15 protein-coding genes are annotated in these 17,188 nt (G+C 69.6%); 11 read left to right on the top strand and 4 right to left on the bottom strand.

The annotated features are described in order from the left end of the window. Window positions 1-66 precede the first annotated feature (66 nt). Window positions 67-708, top strand: coding sequence for a GAF and ANTAR domain-containing protein (locus ABZX12_RS11630; RefSeq protein ID WP_355692849.1), 642 nt, complete (start codon window positions 67-69; stop codon window positions 706-708). Window positions 709-710: 2 nt separating this feature from the next. Here ABZX12_RS11630 and ABZX12_RS11625 read toward each other — a convergent pair whose 3' ends face one another. After that, window positions 711-1,667: a TIGR03557 family F420-dependent LLM class oxidoreductase gene (locus ABZX12_RS11625; protein ID WP_355692211.1), complete on the bottom strand. Its 957-nt coding sequence runs from the start codon at window positions 1,665-1,667 to the stop codon at window positions 711-713. A gap of 103 nt (window positions 1,668-1,770) precedes the next feature. On the opposite strand from ABZX12_RS11625, the gene ABZX12_RS11620 reads away from it, so the two are divergent. From ABZX12_RS11620 to ABZX12_RS11610, 3 genes are read left to right on the top strand one after another with little or no spacing between them, the layout of a single operon-like run. Further along, the gene (locus ABZX12_RS11620; protein WP_355692209.1) at window positions 1,771-2,250 is read left to right on the top strand and encodes a DUF6328 family protein; all 480 of its coding nucleotides are present in this window, start codon (window positions 1,771-1,773) and stop codon (window positions 2,248-2,250) included. A 15-nt stretch (window positions 2,251-2,265) separates the two neighbouring features. Beyond that, a complete protein-coding gene (locus ABZX12_RS11615) occupies window positions 2,266-2,943 on the top strand; it encodes a GAF and ANTAR domain-containing protein (protein WP_355692207.1) in 678 nt (225 codons plus the stop codon). Between the two features lie 47 nt (window positions 2,944-2,990). Further along, the gene (locus ABZX12_RS11610; protein ID WP_355692205.1) at window positions 2,991-3,344 is read left to right on the top strand and encodes a hypothetical protein; all 354 of its coding nucleotides are present in this window, start codon (window positions 2,991-2,993) and stop codon (window positions 3,342-3,344) included. Between the two features lie 60 nt (window positions 3,345-3,404). On the opposite strand, the gene ABZX12_RS11605 is transcribed toward ABZX12_RS11610, so the two are convergent. Beyond that, on the bottom strand, window positions 3,405-3,548 hold the full coding sequence (locus ABZX12_RS11605) for a GPGG-motif small membrane protein (RefSeq protein ID WP_355692203.1): 144 nt from the start codon (window positions 3,546-3,548) through the stop codon (window positions 3,405-3,407). A gap of 125 nt (window positions 3,549-3,673) precedes the next feature. On the opposite strand from ABZX12_RS11605, the gene ABZX12_RS11600 reads away from it, so the two are divergent. The 7 genes from ABZX12_RS11600 (at window position 3,674) to ABZX12_RS11570 (ending at window position 13,449) form a co-directional block, all read left to right on the top strand. Then, a complete protein-coding gene (locus ABZX12_RS11600) occupies window positions 3,674-4,981 on the top strand; it encodes a cytochrome P450 (RefSeq protein WP_355692201.1) in 1,308 nt (435 codons plus the stop codon). 10 nt (window positions 4,982-4,991) lie between these two features. Then, entirely contained in the window at window positions 4,992-5,984 is a 993-nt protein-coding gene (locus ABZX12_RS11595; protein WP_355692199.1) for an SDR family oxidoreductase, read from the top strand. Between the two features lie 63 nt (window positions 5,985-6,047). Then, the gene (locus tag ABZX12_RS11590; protein ID WP_355692197.1) at window positions 6,048-7,025 is read left to right on the top strand and encodes a TIGR03557 family F420-dependent LLM class oxidoreductase; all 978 of its coding nucleotides are present in this window, start codon (window positions 6,048-6,050) and stop codon (window positions 7,023-7,025) included. Beyond that, the gene (locus ABZX12_RS11585) at window positions 7,018-7,461 is read left to right on the top strand and encodes an SRPBCC family protein (protein ID WP_355692195.1); all 444 of its coding nucleotides are present in this window, start codon (window positions 7,018-7,020) and stop codon (window positions 7,459-7,461) included. The genes ABZX12_RS11590 and ABZX12_RS11585 overlap by 8 nt, the downstream gene beginning before the upstream one ends. A gap of 144 nt (window positions 7,462-7,605) precedes the next feature. Then, entirely contained in the window at window positions 7,606-9,195 is a 1,590-nt protein-coding gene (locus tag ABZX12_RS11580) for a DHA2 family efflux MFS transporter permease subunit (RefSeq protein WP_355692193.1), read from the top strand. 70 nt (window positions 9,196-9,265) lie between these two features. Further along, a complete protein-coding gene (gene ligA, locus ABZX12_RS11575) occupies window positions 9,266-11,254 on the top strand; it encodes an NAD-dependent DNA ligase LigA (protein WP_355692191.1) in 1,989 nt (662 codons plus the stop codon). 86 nt (window positions 11,255-11,340) lie between these two features. Then, window positions 11,341-13,449, top strand: coding sequence for a hypothetical protein (locus ABZX12_RS11570; protein ID WP_355692189.1), 2,109 nt, complete (start codon window positions 11,341-11,343; stop codon window positions 13,447-13,449). A 79-nt stretch (window positions 13,450-13,528) separates the two neighbouring features. On the opposite strand, the gene ABZX12_RS11565 is transcribed toward ABZX12_RS11570, so the two are convergent. Together ABZX12_RS11565 and ABZX12_RS11560 are read right to left on the bottom strand one after the other, a co-directional pair. Beyond that, window positions 13,529-13,750 carry a hypothetical protein gene (locus ABZX12_RS11565; protein ID WP_355692187.1) on the bottom strand — a complete coding sequence of 74 codons (222 nt, stop codon included), beginning with the start codon at window positions 13,748-13,750 and terminating at the stop codon, window positions 13,529-13,531. Window positions 13,751-13,789: 39 nt separating this feature from the next. Beyond that, entirely contained in the window at window positions 13,790-17,185 is a 3,396-nt protein-coding gene (locus tag ABZX12_RS11560; protein WP_355692185.1) for a sugar-binding protein, read from the bottom strand. Window positions 17,186-17,188 lie beyond the last annotated feature (3 nt).

Raw genomic sequence — 17,188 nt, 5'->3', positions numbered from 1 at the left:
GACGAGATCAGCGGGACCAATGCCGGTGACGCAACCCCGACCGCGGCAACCTTCGCGCAACTGGCGATGGAGATGCACAAGGCGGAGGGCGTGGAGGAGACCGTCCAGGCTGTCGTCGACTTCGCTCTGCACGCCCTGCACTGCGACTACGCTGGCGTGGCGCTGCGCACTGCCGACGGCCGGCCGGAAGTGCCGGCAGTCACTGATCCGGTGGTCGCCGACATCTACAACTTCCAGCTGGCGGGCGCGGAGGGCGCGCTCGTGCAGTGCATGCGCGACCGGTCGACGATTCGGGTTCCGGACACGGTGCAGGAGCTCCGCTGGCCCGAGTGGTCCGCGAAGGTCCGCGAACTCGGTGTCCACAGCGTGCTCGACGTACCGCTCTGGGCCGGCGGGAGCACGGTCGGCGTCCTGGGCCTGTACAGCAAGCAGACGAGCGCGTTCGGGGCGGACGAGGAGGCGATCGCCTCCATCCTGGCCCGCCATGCGGCGGTGGCCGTCGCGACCGCCCGGCGCGAGGAGAACCTGTCGGTCGCCGTCGACGCCCGCAAGCTGGTCGGCCAGGCGATGGGCATCCTGATGGAGCGCTACAACCTGACCGGCGACGAGGCCTTCCAGGTCCTCAGGCGCTACTCCCAAGACACCAACACCAAGCTCCGCGAGGTCGCCCGGCAACTCGTCGACAGCCGCCGGCTGCCACGCACCTGAGGTCAGAGCTCCCGCAGGACCGGCAGTAGATCGGTCCGGGCGAAGTCGAAGAAGCCCTCCATGTCCGGCCCGGCGTTGATCAGCGCCAACCGGTCGAAACCGGCATCGGCGAACTGACTCGCGACCTCTACGTGCCGCTTGACGTCCGGACCGCACCCGAACTGTTCGGCCATGTGTGCGGCCGTCACCAGTTCGGTCGCCGCGTCGAAGTTGACCGGGTTCGGGAGCTCCGCCTGCACCTTCCAGCCGGTCACACCGAACCGGAACAGCCGCCGTGCCGACTCCGCCGCCGCCTCCACGGAGTCGGCCCAGGCCAGCGGGACCTCGGCGTACCGTGGTCCGTCGCCGCCTGCCTGCCGGTACGCCGTGACGAGGTCCGCGCTCGGCTCCGTGGCGAACAGTGCGTCGCCGTACCGCGCGGCGAGTTCCGCGGCGTCGGATCCGCCCGCGGCGACCGCGATCCGGGGAGGTTCGGCGGGCAGGTCGAAGACCCGGGCGTCCTCCAGGCGCAGGTGCTTGCCGTCGTAGGAGTGGTAGCCGCCGCTCCACAGCAGGCGGATGATCTCGAGCGACTCGCGCAGCATCTCGTGCCGGGTCGCGACCGCGGGCCAGCCGCGGCCGACGACGTGCTCGTTGAGCCGCTCGCCCGCGCCCAGGCCGAGCGTGAACCTGCCGTCCGACAGCAGCGCGGTGGTCGCGGCGGCTTGCGCCACGATCGCCGGGTGGTAGCGCAGGAACGGACAGGTGACACCGGTCGCCAGTTCGATCGCGGAGGTCCGCACGGCGATCGCGGCGAGCATCGAGAACGCGAAGCCCGAATGCTCGTGTTCGCTCACCCACGGATGGAAGTGGTCACTCACCTCCACGAAGTCGAAACCGGCCTCCTCCGCGGCCACCGCCTGGCCGACGATGTCACCCGGCGAGTACGCCTCCGCAATCAACTTGAACCCGATCCGCACGACGAACCTCCCTCGACGTCAACCGACCCGGTACCCCGCCGCACCTGCTGTAGTTGCGGTGTTTCCCGTGTGGTGGCCGGTTCCGCTGGGTACCGGCTGGCTCGTGACGTACGTGCGGGACGACGAGAGTTCTGGTGAGCGCCTCGATCGGCACTGGAACGAGCTGCTGCAGGAGTTGCGGCTCGCTCAGACCGGGACGCAGATCCTGTTCGCCTTCTTACTGGGGATTGCGTTCCAGAATCAGTTTCACTCGGCGGACGCCTTCACGCACGCGGTGTATGCGGGCACCCTGGTCGCGTGCGCGCTGGCGGCGGCGTTCTTCCTCGCTCCGGTCGCACTCCACCGGGTGCTGTACGGGCGAGGTCTGCGTGATCGTCTGGTCACTGTCACCGACCGGCTGGCGCGCGGCGGCATGACGCTCCTGCTCGCCTCGATGTCCGGCGGCGTCCTGATCGCGCTGGACGTCGTACTCCCCCGACCTGCTGCGGGCGCTATGGTCGGCGGTGTGCTGGTGGTGTTCCTGGCGCTGTGGCTCGCGCTGCCGGCGTACGTCAGGCACAAGGGACCGGAGAAGCCCAACTGAACCCACGGAGACGCAGTGGATCGCGCGGCGGTGCTCGGACGACTCGGCAGGTTGCTGGCTGCCACTGATCGCCGCGAGCAGTTCGCCACCCGCCTGTGCGACGCGAGCCGGCGGCTCGTCGGCGGCCAGGGCGGCTCGATCAGTGTGAACAGTGACGACACCGAAGCCCGGCTGACGCTGGCCGCGACCGACGAGGTGGCGGCCGAGCTCGAGAGCCTGCAGGACATCCTCGGCGAGGGACCGTGCCGGGAGGCGTACCGGCAGGACGAGGCGATCGTGACGGACCTGGACGATGCCGTCAGCACCTTGTGGCCGGAGTTCACCCGCTCGGCCCTCGAGTCGGCGGGCGAAGTCACCCTGCACTGCTTCCCGATGCGGGCGGCGAGCCGTCCGTTCGGTGTCTACGCCGTCTACGCGTACGACGAACTCACCGAGCCGGACGAGGTCGTACAGTTCCTGGCCGACGTCATCGGAACCGCCGTACTGCGGGAGGCGTCCGCCCCCGGCACGGACGACATCTGGTCGAGCAGGTCGATCGTCTATCAGGCCACCGGCATGGTGTCGGTGCAACTGCGGGTGTCCCCCGACGACGCACTCGCCATGCTGCGCGCCCACGCGTTCGCCCACGACACGACTTTGAACGAGATCGCGGACCACGTCGTGGCCCGCCGCATCGACTTCCGCACCCGCTGACCACGATCGACAGGCGTGCATGCCGCCCGATCGGGCACCGGCGGGTCATGACTGTGAAGCTGAACGAGAAGGCCTTCGAACACGCGAAGTCGCTGGTACGGAAGGGGCAGACGGCCAAGGACGAGCGGGACGACTGGAGTGAGCACGCCCCGACCGCTGCCGAGCAGAACGCGTACCTGGACAAGCACGGCTGGCAGGACTACGGGCTGTGGTTCCTCGGGATCGACACCGAGATGGACGAGGAGACCAAGGGACACTACGAGTTCCCGTACGGCGACTTCCGGCGGGTGCACCGCTGCGGCGTGATCAGCGCCGAGTCGCGCGCCGCGCAGTACAACCACCCCGAGATCCAGCGAGCCCTCGAGCAGATTCATGAACTGCTCGACGGCGGGCACGCCTGAACGGCAGCCGCGTCACCCCCACGGCGAAACTCCGTGGGGGTGACGCCGCGCCGACTTCGGTCAGGTGAACAGGCTGACGCCACCCGGGCCGACCAGCAGGCCGATGACGATGAGCGCCGCGCCCCACAACATCTGACCGCGGAACAGCGACACGATTCCGGACACGACGAGGATCACAGCGATGATCCACAGAACAAACTCCATGGCCCTTCCCTTTCCGACACCGGGCACGCCCGGCAGTTGAAATCCCCGTGCGACCTTTCGGTGCCCGCGCGTTCCGGGCGCAAACCTGACCGTTTCGGCCGCGGACCGGCGGACACCGGACACCCATGCCGACACTCCTGCCGACCGCCTCCGCGCCGGACAGCGGCCGAATCCTGCGCGACGTCCTGGGACCCGTCGTGGCCCAAGGGGCGATCCTGCGCCGACCCGGTCTGGGGGCGCTCGCCGAGAGGCTGCACGCCGACGACCGGGCGCTGCGCTGTGTCCGCCGCCTGCGTCGTACGTACGGTGACGGGCCCGTGCTGTTCCGCATCCCCGGCCGTACGCTCGCGCTCGTTCTCGCCGCGGACGACGTCCATCGACTGCTCGCGCAGACACCCGATCCGTTCGCCGCCGCGACCGACGAGAAGGTCGACGCGCTGAAGCATTTCCAGCCGCATGCGGTCCTGGTGACCGATCCCCCGCTCCGCGCCGCGCGCCGGGAGCTGAACGAACAGGCGCTCGACAGCCACAGCCCTGTGCACCGCCACGGCCATCGGTTCGTCGAGGTGGTCCGTGAGGAGCTGTCCGACCTGCACGCGACCCTCGGCTGGAACGAGTTTCGTGCGGTCTGGTCGCGGATCGTATGCCGGATCGTGCTCGGCGACGGCGCCCGCGACGACGTGGAGCTCACCGCGCACCTCGACCAGCTCCGCGCCGACGCCAACTGGGCCCGGTTCGGTCCGAGCCACGACGAGCAGCGCTCGCGGTTCCTCGCCTCGCTGTCGCAGTACGTCGACAAGTCGGAACCAGGCAGCCTCGTCGAAGGGCTCGACCACCGGCCCGGAGCGCTGGATCCTGCGGGCCAGGTGCCGCACTGGCTGTTCGCGTTCGACGCCGCCGGCATCGCGCTGTGGCGGTTGCTCGCCGTTCTCGGCACTCATCCGTCGGCTCTCCGGACGATCGTCTCCGAGGCCCGCCACCCGGAGGCTTCACCGCTGCTGGCCGAGGCCGGAGCGGCGCTGCAGGAATCCCTCCGGCTCTGGCCGACCACCTTGGTCGTGCTGCGCCAGTCGTCGGCAGACACCGAGTGGCGGGGACGATCCGCGCCGGCCGGCACCGAGTTCGTGATCGTGAGCTCGGTGTTCCACCGCGACGACGACGCACTCGACTTCGCGAATCGCTTCGAGCCCAGCGCCTGGCTGGACGGCCGCACCGACGGCGCGTGGCCGATCATCCCGTTCAGCGAAGGTCCGGCCGAGTGTCCCGGGCGCAACGTCGTCCTGCTCACCGCGAGCGCCGCCGTCAGCCACATCGCCGATCGCTACGACCTCGACGTCGACCCCACCACCCGCGCGAAGCTCGGCGGTGAGTTGCCCCGCACGTTCAACCATGCCTGGGTACGGATCGGGTTCTGGCCCCGGGCAACCAACTGAGGAGTCATCGATGGGACAGGTTGTTGTGGTGACGGGAGCCAGCGCCGGCGTCGGCCGGGCGACCGCAATCGCGTTCGCCCGGCGCGGCGCCAAGGTCGCGCTCCTGGCCCGCGGGGAGACCGGCCTGCAGGCCGCGGCGCGGGACGTGACCGAGGCCGGCGGAACGCCGCTGCCGATCGCGGTGGACGTCTCCGACGCCGCCCGGGTCGAGGCCGCCGCGGATCAGGTCGAGAAGGAACTCGGCCCGATCGACGTCTGGGTGAACGTTGCCTTCACCTCGGTGTTCGCGCCGTTCCTGGAGATCGAGCCGGGCGAGTTCAAGCGCGCCACCGAGGTCACCTACCTCGGGTACGTCTACGGGACCAGGGCGGCGCTCACGCGGATGAAACCGCGCGACCACGGCACGATCGTGCAGATCGGCTCGGCACTGGCCTACCGCGGGATCCCGCTGCAGTCGGTGTACTGCGGGGCGAAGCACGCGATCCAGGGCTTCCACGATTCGCTGCGCTGCGAACTGCTGCACGACAAGTCCCGGGTGCGCGTGACCATGGTCCAACTGCCGGCCGTCAACACGCCGCAGTTCAGCTGGGTGCTGTCCAGACTGCCGAAACACCCGCAGCCGGTGCCGCCGATCTTCCAGCCCGAGGTGGCCGCGGACGCGATCGTGTACGCCGCCGACCATCCGCGCCGGCGCGAGTACTGGGTCGGCGCGCCGACCGCCGCGACCTTGATCGCCAACAAGTTCGCGCCGGGCCTGCTGGACCACTACCTCGGGCGGACCGGCTACAAGTCCCAACAGACGAACATGCCCAACGAACAGGCCGCCAACCTGTGGGGTCCGGCCGACGACCGCAGTCGCGACTACGGCGCCCACGGAGCCTTCGACGAGCGCTCGTCGACGCGCAGCTACCAGATGTGGGCGTCGAGGCATCGCGGCCTGATCGGCGCGGCAGCGGCCGGGGTCACCGCGGCGACCCTGTACTTCGCCCGGGGCCGGCGGTAACCGATCTGATTGGAGAACGCCGCATCGGGCACCCGAAAGGTAAGCGACGACGCGGAGGTGCGCGTGAAGATCGGATATTTCCTGTCCAGCGAGGAGTACACGCCGGCGGAGCTGATCGAGCAGGCACGGATGGCCGAGGAGGCCGGGTTCGACGCCTTGTGGATCAGTGACCACTTCCATCCGTGGAACGACGAGCAGGGCGAGAGCGCCTTCGTCTGGTCGACGATCGGCGCGGTCTCCCGGGTGTGCGAGCTGCCGGTGACGACCGCGGTCACCTGTCCGACCGTGCGGATCCACCCGGCCGTGATCGCCCAGGCGGCGGCGACCAGCGCGGTCCTGCTGAACGGGCGGTTCACGCTCGGCGTCGGGACCGGCGAGGCGCTCAACGAGCACATCCTCGGGTCGGCCTGGCCGACCCTCGACGTGCGCCTGGAGATGCTCGAGGAAGCGGTCGAGATCATGCGCCGGCTGTGGACCGAGGACGGGTTCGTCAACCACCACGGCAAGCACTACACCGTCGACACCGCGCGGATCTACACCCGGCCACCGGACCCGCTGCCGATCTACATGTCCGGATTCGGGCCGGAGGCAACCGATGTCGCGGCGCGGATCGCGGACGGGTACATCACGACGTCGCCCGACCGGGACCTGCTCCGGCGGTTCCGCGACCACGGCGGTCTCGACAAGCCGGCCCAGGCCGGATTCAAGGTGAGTTACGCGCCGACCGAGGACGAGGGCGTCGAGCAGGCGCACCGGATCTGGCGCAACTCCGGTCTTCCCGGCGAGCTCGCCCAGGTTCTCCCCTCCCCACGGCACTTCGAGCAGGCCAGTGAGCTGGTCACGAAGGAGTCCACCGCGCAGTCGGTCGCCTGCGGGCCGAAGGCCGAGACCCACGTCGAGGCGTTCACGCCGTACCTCGACGCCGGGTTCGACGAGGTGTACGTCGCGAACATGGGCCCGCACAGCGTCGACATGATGAATCTCTACCGCACCGAGGTCCTCCCCGAACTCCGTCTCCGCAAGGAGCAGTCCCATGACTAGCCACCAAGCCTGGACCACCGTCGACGTCGCGCCGAACATCCTGTTCGACCGGCTGTCCGACCTGGAGCATCTCCCCGACTACCTGCCGTGGCTGACCTCGCTGCGGCGTACCGAGGCGACGCCTGTCGAGGCGCAGGGCCCCGAAGCGCGCCGGCCGCACCAGGCAGTGCACGAAGAGGTCGACGTCACCGCCGGCGACGGTCACCGCGACGGCTGGATCGACGTCCTCGACGAGGACCGCATCCTCCGCTGGCAGATCGAGGGGCCGCACGCCTACCGCGGCGAACTGGCCGTGGACTTCGTCGCCGACGGTACGTCGAAACTCACCGTCCAACTGGACACCACCGCCGCCGCGGACGTCGACCGCGAACTCGAACAGGCCCTCGCCGACATCAAGACCTCGTTCGAACAGCACCCGCCGACGGAACGGTCATGATCCGGTAGAAGCGCCGGGCGGTGCACCAAGACTGGCCGCTGGCCGCCGCGTCACCCTGGGTAGTCGGGCGAAAAGGTCTGGCCACCGGGCGGGTGGAGGGGCGTAGTGTCTGCACAGAGCGCATCGTGCGAGGGGGGCCAGACCGTGAGCGAACCAGCGACCCGTTCCGAGTATCCCGACAACATCGACGCCGCGGTCCTGAAGGTGGCCGGCGTGGTCGTGCTCGGCGCGATCATGTCGATCCTCGACATCACCGTGGTCAACGTCGCGCTGCCGACGTTCCAGGACGAGTTCGGCACACCCGAGAGTCCGGTCGCCTACTCGACGGTCGCCTGGACCGTCACGGCGTACACGCTCGCGCTGGCGACGGTGATCCCGTTGACCGGCTGGGCCGCCGACCGGTTCGGCACCAAGCGGCTGTACATGATGGCGATCCTCCTGTTCACCCTCGGTTCCGCGCTCTGCGCCACCGCGACCAGCATCAACATGCTGATCGGCTTCCGGGTGCTGCAGGGTCTCGGCGGCGGCATGCTGATGCCGCTCGGCATGACGATCATGACGCGGGCCGCCGGGCCGCACCGGATGGGCCGGCTGATGGCCATCCTCGGCGTCCCGATGCTGCTCGGCCCGATCCTCGGCCCGATCCTCGGCGGCTGGCTGATCCAGGTGGCGAGCTGGCACTGGATCTTCCTGATCAACGTCCCGCTCGGCGTGATCGCGCTCGTCTACGCGTGGTTCGCGCTGCAGCGGGACACGCCGCACCGCTCCGAGACCCTCGACGTCGTGGGCGTCCTGCTGATGTCGCCGGGGCTGGCGTTGTTCTTGTTCGGCGTCTCGTCGCTGCCCGCCGAGAACGGTGACTTCGGTGCGCCGCGGGTCTGGGTCTCGATCCTGGTCGGGCTGCTGCTGATGGGGGCGTTCGTGTGGCACTCGTTCCGGCCCGAACATCCGCTGCTCGACCTGAGGCTGTTCAAGAACCGCAACCTGACGGTGTCGATCGTGACGATGTTCCTGTTCGCGGCCGCCTTCTTCGGCGGGCTTCTGCTGGTGCCGACGTACTTCCAGCAGATCCGCGGCGAGTCGACGCTGCAGGCCGGCCTGCTGGTCGCGCCGCAGGGGCTCGGCGCGATGGTGACGATGCCGATCGCGGGACGGCTGGTCGACAAGGTGCCGGTGGGCCGGATCGTGCCCTTCGGGCTCGCCCTGATCGTGATCGGCATGTTCGGGCTGACCCAGCTCACCGCGACGACGCCGTACGGCATCATCATCGTGATGCTGGTCGTGATGGGCTTCGGGATGGGCGGCACGATGATGCCGCTGTTCACCTCGGCGCTGCGGACGCTCGCCGGGCCCCAGGTCGCGCGCGGCTCGACGCTGCTCAACATCACCCAGCAGATCGCGTCCTCGGTTGGTGTCGCGACGATGTCGGTCATCCTCACCAACCACCTCAACGACTCGCCGATCATTCCCGGGACGGACCAGATCCCCGGGCTGGGCGACGGGCTCCGCGAGACCGAGGCCGCCATCCTGGCCAACACCCGCCCGGTGATCATCGCCGCGCTGCACCTGGATCCGGCTGCGCTCGCCCGCGGCCTCGCCGACGCGGCGGCCGCGTTCTCGAGCACGTTCTGGGTGGCGTGGGTGCTGGTCCTGCTGACCCTGATCCCGGCGCTGATGCTGCCCCGCAAACGCGAGGAGACCCACCTGACCGAGGGCAGCGCGGTCATCGAGTAGCCGTCGCCGTTCTCGCACCACGGTCCAGGAGATCGCACGGATTGTCCGACGCCCCGGGTAGGGTCCTGGCGTGGATATTGGGGAGCGGATTCAGGAACTCGCCGAGCGCATCGTCGTGCTGCGGGACGCCTACTACCAGGGGACGCCGACGGTCGCCGACGCGGAGTACGATGCGATCGAGGACGAGCTGCGGGCGCTCGTCCAGGCCAACCCGGAGCTGACCCCCGACCCGAATCCGCTGGACCAGGTCGGCGCGCCCGCGGTGCTGCACGCGCCGGTCCGGCATTCGCGACCGATGCTGTCGCTGGAGAAGGCGACCCGTCCCGAGCAGGTCGAGGCGTTCTTCGCCCGCTTCCCCGGCCAGCCGGTGGTCGTGATGCCGAAGCTGGACGGCCTGTCCCTGGCTTTGGTGTACGAGAACGGGCGCCTCGCCCGCGCGGTCACGCGAGGTGACGGCACCACCGGCGACGACGTGACCCCGCTCGTGCGCGCGCTCGCCGACGGCGTCCCGGACCGCCTCGACGTGCCGGACCGGACCGAGGTCCGCGGTGAAGCGGTCATGTTGCGCTCCACCTTCGCCGCCTACAACGCCGCACATCCGGACAAGCCGCTGATCAACCCGCGGAACGCTGCGGCCGGGACGTTGCGCGCGAAGGATCCGGCCACCGTCGCGGAGCGGCGGCTGCAGTTCCTGGCGTTCGACCTGCTCAGCGACCAGGCCGAGGCCGACCTCGAGCGTGCGCTGCAGACGATGGGGTTCACGGTGGCCGACATGCGCCACTGCGACGACGCCGCGGCGGCGCAGGCGGTGATCACCACGATCGAGGAGCAGCGCAACGAGCTCGATTACGACCTCGACGGCGCTGTGCTGCGGCTCGCCGACCGGGACGCCTTCGCCGCCGCCGGCACCCGCTCGAGCTCGCCCCGCGGCGCGCTGGCGTTCAAGTTCGCCGCCGAGGAGAAGACCACGCTGCTCGCCGACGTGGTCTGGGACGTCGGCAAGACCGGCAAGATCGCGCCGGTCGCCTGGCTCGAGCCGGTCTTCGTCGGCGGTACGACGGTCACCCGCGCGACCCTGGCGAACCAGGAGGTGATCCGCGCCCGCGACATCAAGATCGGCGACACGGTGCTGGTCCGCCGGGCCGGTGACGTGATCCCGTTCGTGGCCGGCGTGCTCGACGCGTCGAAGCGCACCGGGCAGGAGCGCGACATCGTGCCGCCCAGCACCTGCCCGTCGTGCGACCAGCCGCTGACCGAGCAGGGCAACAGTCGCGAGCTGTTCTGCACCAACGTCTCCTGCCCGGCACAGACCGTGCGGCGGCTGATCCACTGGGCGTCCCGCGCGGCCGCCGACATCGACGCGATCGGCGGCGTCTGGATCGAGCGGCTGGCCGAGGCCGGCATCCTGGAGAACCCGTCGGACTTCTACCGGCTGACCGCCGAGGGACTGCTGGAGTTCGACCGGATCGGCGAGATCTCGGCGGCCCGGATGATCGAGTCGATCGACACCAGCCGGCAGGTCGGCCTGCGCCGGGCGCTGATCGGTCTCGCGATCCCGATGGCGTCCGAGGGCACCGCGGCCAGGTTGTGCCGGGCCGGGTTCGGCTCGCTCGAGGAGGTCGCCGACGCCGGCGTCGACGGATTGGTCGCCGTGGACGACATCGGCCCGAAGGTCGCCGCCTCGCTGATCGAGCACCTCACCCGGCTGCGCCCCGAGCTCGAGCGGCTGCGCGCCGCCGGCGTGTCGCTCGACGTCCGCGAGGAGGACCTGCCGCCGGTCGTCGCGGCCGGCGCGCCGCTGGCCGGCAAGACCGTCGTCGTCACCGGCGCGATCAGCGACCCACGCTCCGGCGAGAAGGTGGCCCGGCCCGCCTTCCAGCGGCTCTGCGAGAAGGCGGGCGCGACGATCGCCTCCTCCGTCTCGGCGAGCACCGACTACCTGATCACCGGTGCCGACGTCGGCGCCGCCAAGCTCACGAAGGCGGACAAGCTCGGCGTCGAGGTGGTGGACCAGTCCGAGATCTGGCGCCAACTCCGGGAGGCAGACCTGCTCGGTTAGCGCGCTGTCCAGTTCCTGACAGGGCCCTGGCGCCCGGCCGCTCCGGCGGGAAAGGGTGGTCGGACGTCGAGGAAACGGAAGAGCGCATGACCGACAGCACCGACAAGCACGGCGAGGCGACCGGCTTCCAGGAGCAGGCGCCGTACGACGAATCGATCGACCTCCGCACCGACTTCGTGATGGTCTACGGCCTGAACGACAGCACGCCGGAGCGGATCGCGCGGTGGCGCGCCGCCGGGTACCGGATCCACCTGATGACAGGGATCTCCTGGGGCACGTACCAGGACTACCTGGACGGCCGCTGGGACGGCTCCGGCCACTGGGCGGACGCGCAGACCGCGGGCGACGGCTCGCCGATCCTGCACGGCGAGAGCACCGACATCCCGTACATGGTGCCGACCTTCGCCTTCACCGAGTACCTGGTGCAGAAGCTCCGCCCGATCATCGAGCTCGGTGTCGAGGGCATCCACCTCGAGGAGCCGGAGTTCTGGGCGCGGGCCGGCTACTCGGAGTCGTTCAAGCGCGAATGGCAGGCGTTCTTCAAGGAGCCGTGGCAGGCGCCGCACAGCACACCCGAGGCGCACTTCCGCTCCGGGCAGCTCAAGCAGCACCTGCTCTCCCGCAGCCTGGACCGCGTCACGTCCGTGCTCCGCGACGAGGCGCTCGCGCAGGGGCGCGAGGTGCGCTTCTACGTCCCCACACACAGCTTGCTGAACTACACGCAGTGGCAGATCATCAGCCCCGAATCACGGCTGCGGACCTTGCCGTCGATCGACGGCGCGATCGCGCAGGTCTGGACCGGCACGTCCCGGACGCCGAACGTGTACGCCGGAAAGGTCGCCGAGCGCACGTTCGAGACGGCGTACCTGGAGTACGGCATCGCGCAGGACCTGACCCGCGGCACGGACCGGCGGATGTGGTTCCTGCACGACCCGATCGAGGACCACCCGGACCGCACCTGGGAGGACTACCTCGCCAACTACCGGCGCACGCTGGTCGCGTCGCTGCTGCACCCCGGCGTCGCGCGGTACGAGGTGGCGCCGTGGCCGCACCGGATCTTCAACCGCCCGTACCTGCGGGAGGGATCCGCCGAGCGCGAGCTCATCCCGCCGGACACGGCGACCAGCTACCTGATCGCGATGAACAGCCTGCGCGATCTCGACCAGCCCGACGTGCGCTGGTCCCAGGAGGGTCCGCGGATCGGGATCGCGCTGTCCGACACCGCGATGTTCCAGCGCTGGGCGCCCGGTGGTGAGAGCGGCCATTACGACGGTTTGCAGGACGCGTTGGCGCTGGAGGGCCGTGAGCAGTTGCACTTCTCCGACTTCTACGGACTGGCGCTGCCTGCGCTGTTCGAGGGGCAGCGGGTCTGCCCGGTCCAGTTGGAGAACGTCATCGACGCTCCGGACGCGCTGGACGACATCGACGTACTCGTTCTGAGCTACGAGTTCCAGAAGCCGTTGGCGCCAGGCATCCACTACGCGCTGGCCGGGTGGGTCAGCCGTGGCGGCAGCCTGCTGTACATCGGGGACGGCGCGGACCCGTACCACGAGATCCGCTCGTGGTGGACCGGGCGGTACGACACCTGCGCCGACCACCTGGCCGAGGCGCTCGGCGCGGACCGCTCGCGTGACGGCGTCCAGGCGAGCGGTCAGGGGCGGGTGCGGTTCATCGCTTCCCGGCCGGCCGAGTTCACCGAGTCGCCGGAGCGCGCGGCCGAGCTGGTGTCGGCGATCCGCGAGCTGGCCGAAGCGGGCGGGCACACCTGGAAGTCGAGCAACTGGCTGTCGGTGCAGCGCGGTCCGTACCTGATCGGCGCCGTGCTGGAGGAGGCGGGCGGCTCACAGGTTGTCGAGGGCACCTATCTCGACCTGCTCGACCCGCAGTTGCCGATCGTCCGGCGCCGGGAGCTCGGGCCGGGACAGCTGGCCTGGCTGCGCGACCTCACGTACGACGACGAGACGCTCCTCGCCTCCGCGGGCCGTGTCGTGGACTGGCAGCGGGACACGACCACGATCAGGTTCAGCTGCGAGGCGCCGCGCGGCGTACAGGTCACGACGGCGCTTCGCGTGCCGTCCGAGCCGACGGCGGTGCAGGGCGTCAGTCAGTCGAAGTACGAGGACGGCGTGCTGTGGCTTCGCCATCCAGGTGATCCCGCCGGGACCCGCGTCGAGCTCAGCTTCCGGCAGCCGTGACGCGTGCGGATCCGCGCCCCGGCCGGACGGCCTCTGGTGGAGGTCGTCCGGCCGAGCGGATGATCGCCTCGGGACCCGGTCAGAGCGTGTGAAGCTTGTGGAAGGGCGCCATGACCCGGAGGAGACGGCCCTTCCCGAGGTCCACCACCACCGCTTCGGCGCCCTCGACCGCGGTGATCCGGCCGATGCCCTCTTTGTCGTGGGAAACCCGGCCACCGATCTCGAACGTCTTGATCGGTGCGGGCACCGGTTGCTTGAAGGGACTTGTGGCCAGGCGGCGCGTCGCTCGTGTTGTCTCCATTTGGCCCCAGTATGCGCCAGCCGGGGCCGTTTCGCCGACCTACGGGGCGCGGCGCAGCACCACGGTCGCCTGGGTGGTGCCGCGGGGAAGGCGGACGGTGCCGGTGACCTGGTCGACGACGGCGCCCTTGGTCGAGACCTGGGCGATGTTGTCGCGCAGCACCGGGAGTTCGATGCTGTAACCGGTCGGCTTCGCGGTGTTACCGCTGAGCCGGAGCGTCACCGTCCTGCCTGACGTGGTGAGCTGGTAGCCGATGCGGCCTCCGGTGACCGGGTAGCTGTCCAGCGCGATCTGCTGCCGGTTGCGGATCCACTCGTTCGGCACACCGCGGCCGATGATCACGGTCCCGTCCGACTTCTCCGCGATCAGCGAGTCGAACAGCACCTTGGTCGCGGTGGACTGACCCCACATGTGCTGGTTCGAACCGCCGCCGCCCCGGGCGTGGTCGATGGTCCACGGCGAGTCGGCGCTCGGGTAGTCGACGCCTTCCCACCAGCCGAACGGCCCGCTCATCGTCTTGTCGATCATGTACTGGTACGACTTGATCCCGAGGTCGCGGTACTGCTCACCCCGCAGCGCCGCGCTCCCGTACCCGGCGTTGTACGCGCTCGAGAAGTACCCGTGCGGGTACCCGCCGAAGTTGTAGATGGTGTCCGAGACGTCCTTGCGGCGCTCGAACCCGTGCGTGTACGTGTCGTCGATCTTGTCGAACATCGTCCCGTGCTGGTCGGCGCCGAACAGGTACCCGTCCCACGCCCAGCGCCCGAACAGGAACATCGAGGCCCAGTTCGCGTCCCGCGGGTCCTTGCGCGGCCCGGTCTCGTTCGGCTCGACCATCGAGATCGGGAGATAGTCCAGGTCGTACTGCTTCATGGTCTGCTCGATGCGCGCGGTCGCCACCTTCAGCAGGTCGTCGTACTCGGCTTTCGCCCACGCGGCCTCCGCGGTCTCGCCGAGTGCCGTGGCGAGATAGCGGTACGTCGTGAGCCCAGTCAGCGCCGACCAGTTGTCGATCGTCCAGTACCCGTGGGAGTCGATCGCGTCGGTCTGCTTGATGATGCCCGTGCCGCCGTCGATCCGGTCGGTCTCGATCGTGTGCGTGTTCTTCTTGATCGTCTCGAACCGGCTGCGGATGAAGTCCTTGTCGCCGGTGCGCTGCAGGTAGAGCGCGTACGGCCAGCTGTACTTCCACTTCGCGTCGTCGTACTGCAGCTGCGCCGGCAGCGTCGACAGGTAGTCCCGCGCGTAGGTGAAGTCGCCGACCGTCAGCAGCGTCGACACGATGCCGATCGTGTCGTGGTCGAACATCTCGTCGTACCCGTTCTCGCCGACGTGCAGCTCCTTGGCGCCGTTGATGTCGTCGCGGATGATCAGCGTGTAGATGTAGCCGGCCTTGTAGGCGTTGATCAGCCGCCGGTCGGGCAGGTCCGTGATGTCCGCGATCGCCGACAGCCGGTTGTTCCAGTACTGCCGCATGTGACGGTAGTGCTCGTCGAAGCCGCCAAGGGTCTGCACCTGCTCAGTCGTCGGCCAGTCGTACGTGCCGCCGAACCGATCTGCTGCCACGGCGTAGTCGCGGACGACTGTCTGCCCGGCGCCGACCGTTTCAGCGGCATCGTTCAACGGCGTCAGCAGGCTCGACACCCGCGGCAGGCGAGCCGGCGCCGACGTGGTGTTGGTGACGGTCGTCCGCGAGTACGCGATCTCGAAGCGGTTGCCGTTGACAACGGCGAGGTCGGCGAAGTTCTCGACCTTGATCCCGAGACCGTCCTTGGCGTACTCGCTGACGAACGCAGGCAGGTATCCCTCGGCGTTGGACCATTTGATCTTGCCCGGGATGTTCGGCACCCCGAAGGTGATCATCGCGTCGCCGCGGCTGCGCAGCCGATAGCTGCCGTCGATGAAGGCGATCGGCGCGTTCAGGTCGCCTTCCCAACCGAACGAGGAGGTGAGCCCCGGGTTGGTCACGTAGGTGTACTGCGCGTTCGCCGCGGACGAGACCGCCTCGTCGAACGCCGCCTTGAGGAAGTCGTACGCGAGCCGCAGGTCGTCCGCTTCCGCGCCGCCGTCCGCGAGGGTCGCGGTCGCCGCCGCGATCTCGTTGTCCAGCTGCCGTTGCGCGGACTCGCTCGCCGCGTACACGTCGGCCGCCGCGGCCTGGTCGAGCGTGTTCTGCACCAGAGCTCGATAGCTACCGGCCGACGCCAGCGTCACACCTGCGAGCGTGACGTTGCCGGAGGCATGCGTCTTGCGGGTCAACTGCGCAGTGACGCGGGCCGACTGCCCCGCCTCGAGGTTCAGCTCGAACACTCGGGTGACCGACGGGTCGGTGCTGACCAGGTCGGTGCTCACGTAGGTCGGCGTCGACGCACCGTCGAGGTAGACCGAGATCTTCGCCGCGGCGCGCCAGACGCCGGAGACGAAGTGCAGGGTACGCCGTTCCGCTGCGGCCGGGACGGTGAGGTCGTAGCCGTACGGATCGATGAGATCCACGCCCGTGTTCGCGCCGTCGGCGAAGAAGATGCCGCCGTGACGCGTGCCGGGCTCGGACGGGGTCGGCGTACCGTCGGTCCACGCATAGCTCACCGGGTTGTCGCTCTGCGAGCCGATCGCTCCCCCGGGCTGCCGATTCGCGACCGCGAGCACCGGCGTACCGGCCCGGCGGTTCACCGTCGATCCGTCGAGGTGCATCCAGTCGCTGACCCCCTCGGCCGTCAGGTTCATCGACACCGGCGCAGCGGTCGCCGAGAACCCGGTACGAAGCGACGAGAGCGCCGCGGCCGACAACGACAGATTGCCGGCGGCATTGAGTTTGCTCGCGAAGCGGCCGGTCACGACAACGCCCTGCCCCGGCCGGATCGTCACGGTGTAGCGCTTCGCCGCGGCGGTGCCGCCCGCGTTGATCTGCGTGGTGTACGCACTGCTGCCGTCGGTAGCGGTCACGGTCACCGATCCACGGGCCTGCCAGATCCCACCCACGAACACCAGGCGTCGTGGCGAGTCTGCGGCCGGGACCGTGAGCCGGTACCCGGCGTCGTGGGCCGTCGTGTCGCCCACCGTCGTCGTGTCGTAGTTGAAAACGCCACCCGTGGTGACGCCGGTCGCCGGCGAGGCGCCGTCCGACCACCCGAACGAGATCGGGCTGTCGTCGAGCGTCGTCCGGCCGCCCGCCGGGTTCAGGTCGTCGACGGTGAGCGCCTGCGGTACGCCGGCCTTCCGGTCGATCCCTGAACCTGTCACATGGACCCAGTCGAGGTTGCCGTACGACGTCAGGTCCATGGCGCCGACGCCGCGGCCGTTGGGGAGGTTCTCGACGCCGACCACGAACGGGTCGGCGGGCGGGGTGGCCGCCGGAGCGGCCGGGGCGGAGATCACTGCGGTCACCACGAGTGCCGCGGCGCCGACCGCCGCGAGCATTCTGGTTCCGTGCCTCATCTT

This window comes from Kribbella sp. NPDC003505, assembly GCF_040610875.1.
Lineage (GTDB): Bacteria > Actinomycetota > Actinomycetes > Propionibacteriales > Kribbellaceae > Kribbella.
Note: the sequence above shows the minus strand (reverse complement) of the source record. Positions and strands in the feature narration are given on the sequence as shown.

Bases quoted from the DNA above. Each gene is read 5' to 3' on its own strand.
- ABZX12_RS11585 (WP_355692195.1), top strand. From the start codon at position 7,018: ATGACTAGCCACCAAGCCTGGACCACCGTCGACGTCGCGCCGAACATC.
- ABZX12_RS11565 (WP_355692187.1), bottom strand. From the start codon at position 13,750: ATGGAGACAACACGAGCGACGCGCCGCCTGGCCACAAGTCCCTTCAAG.
- ABZX12_RS11570 (WP_355692189.1), top strand. From the start codon at position 11,341: ATGACCGACAGCACCGACAAGCACGGCGAGGCGACCGGCTTCCAGGAG.
- ABZX12_RS11595 (WP_355692199.1), top strand. From the start codon at position 4,992: ATGGGACAGGTTGTTGTGGTGACGGGAGCCAGCGCCGGCGTCGGCCGG.
- ABZX12_RS11630 (WP_355692849.1), top strand. From the start codon at position 67: ATGGAGATGCACAAGGCGGAGGGCGTGGAGGAGACCGTCCAGGCTGTC.
- ABZX12_RS11605 (WP_355692203.1), bottom strand. From the start codon at position 3,548: ATGGAGTTTGTTCTGTGGATCATCGCTGTGATCCTCGTCGTGTCCGGA.
- ABZX12_RS11610 (WP_355692205.1), top strand. From the start codon at position 2,991: ATGACTGTGAAGCTGAACGAGAAGGCCTTCGAACACGCGAAGTCGCTG.
- ABZX12_RS11600 (WP_355692201.1), top strand. From the start codon at position 3,674: ATGCCGACACTCCTGCCGACCGCCTCCGCGCCGGACAGCGGCCGAATC.
- ABZX12_RS11560 (WP_355692185.1), bottom strand. From the start codon at position 17,185: ATGAGGCACGGAACCAGAATGCTCGCGGCGGTCGGCGCCGCGGCACTC.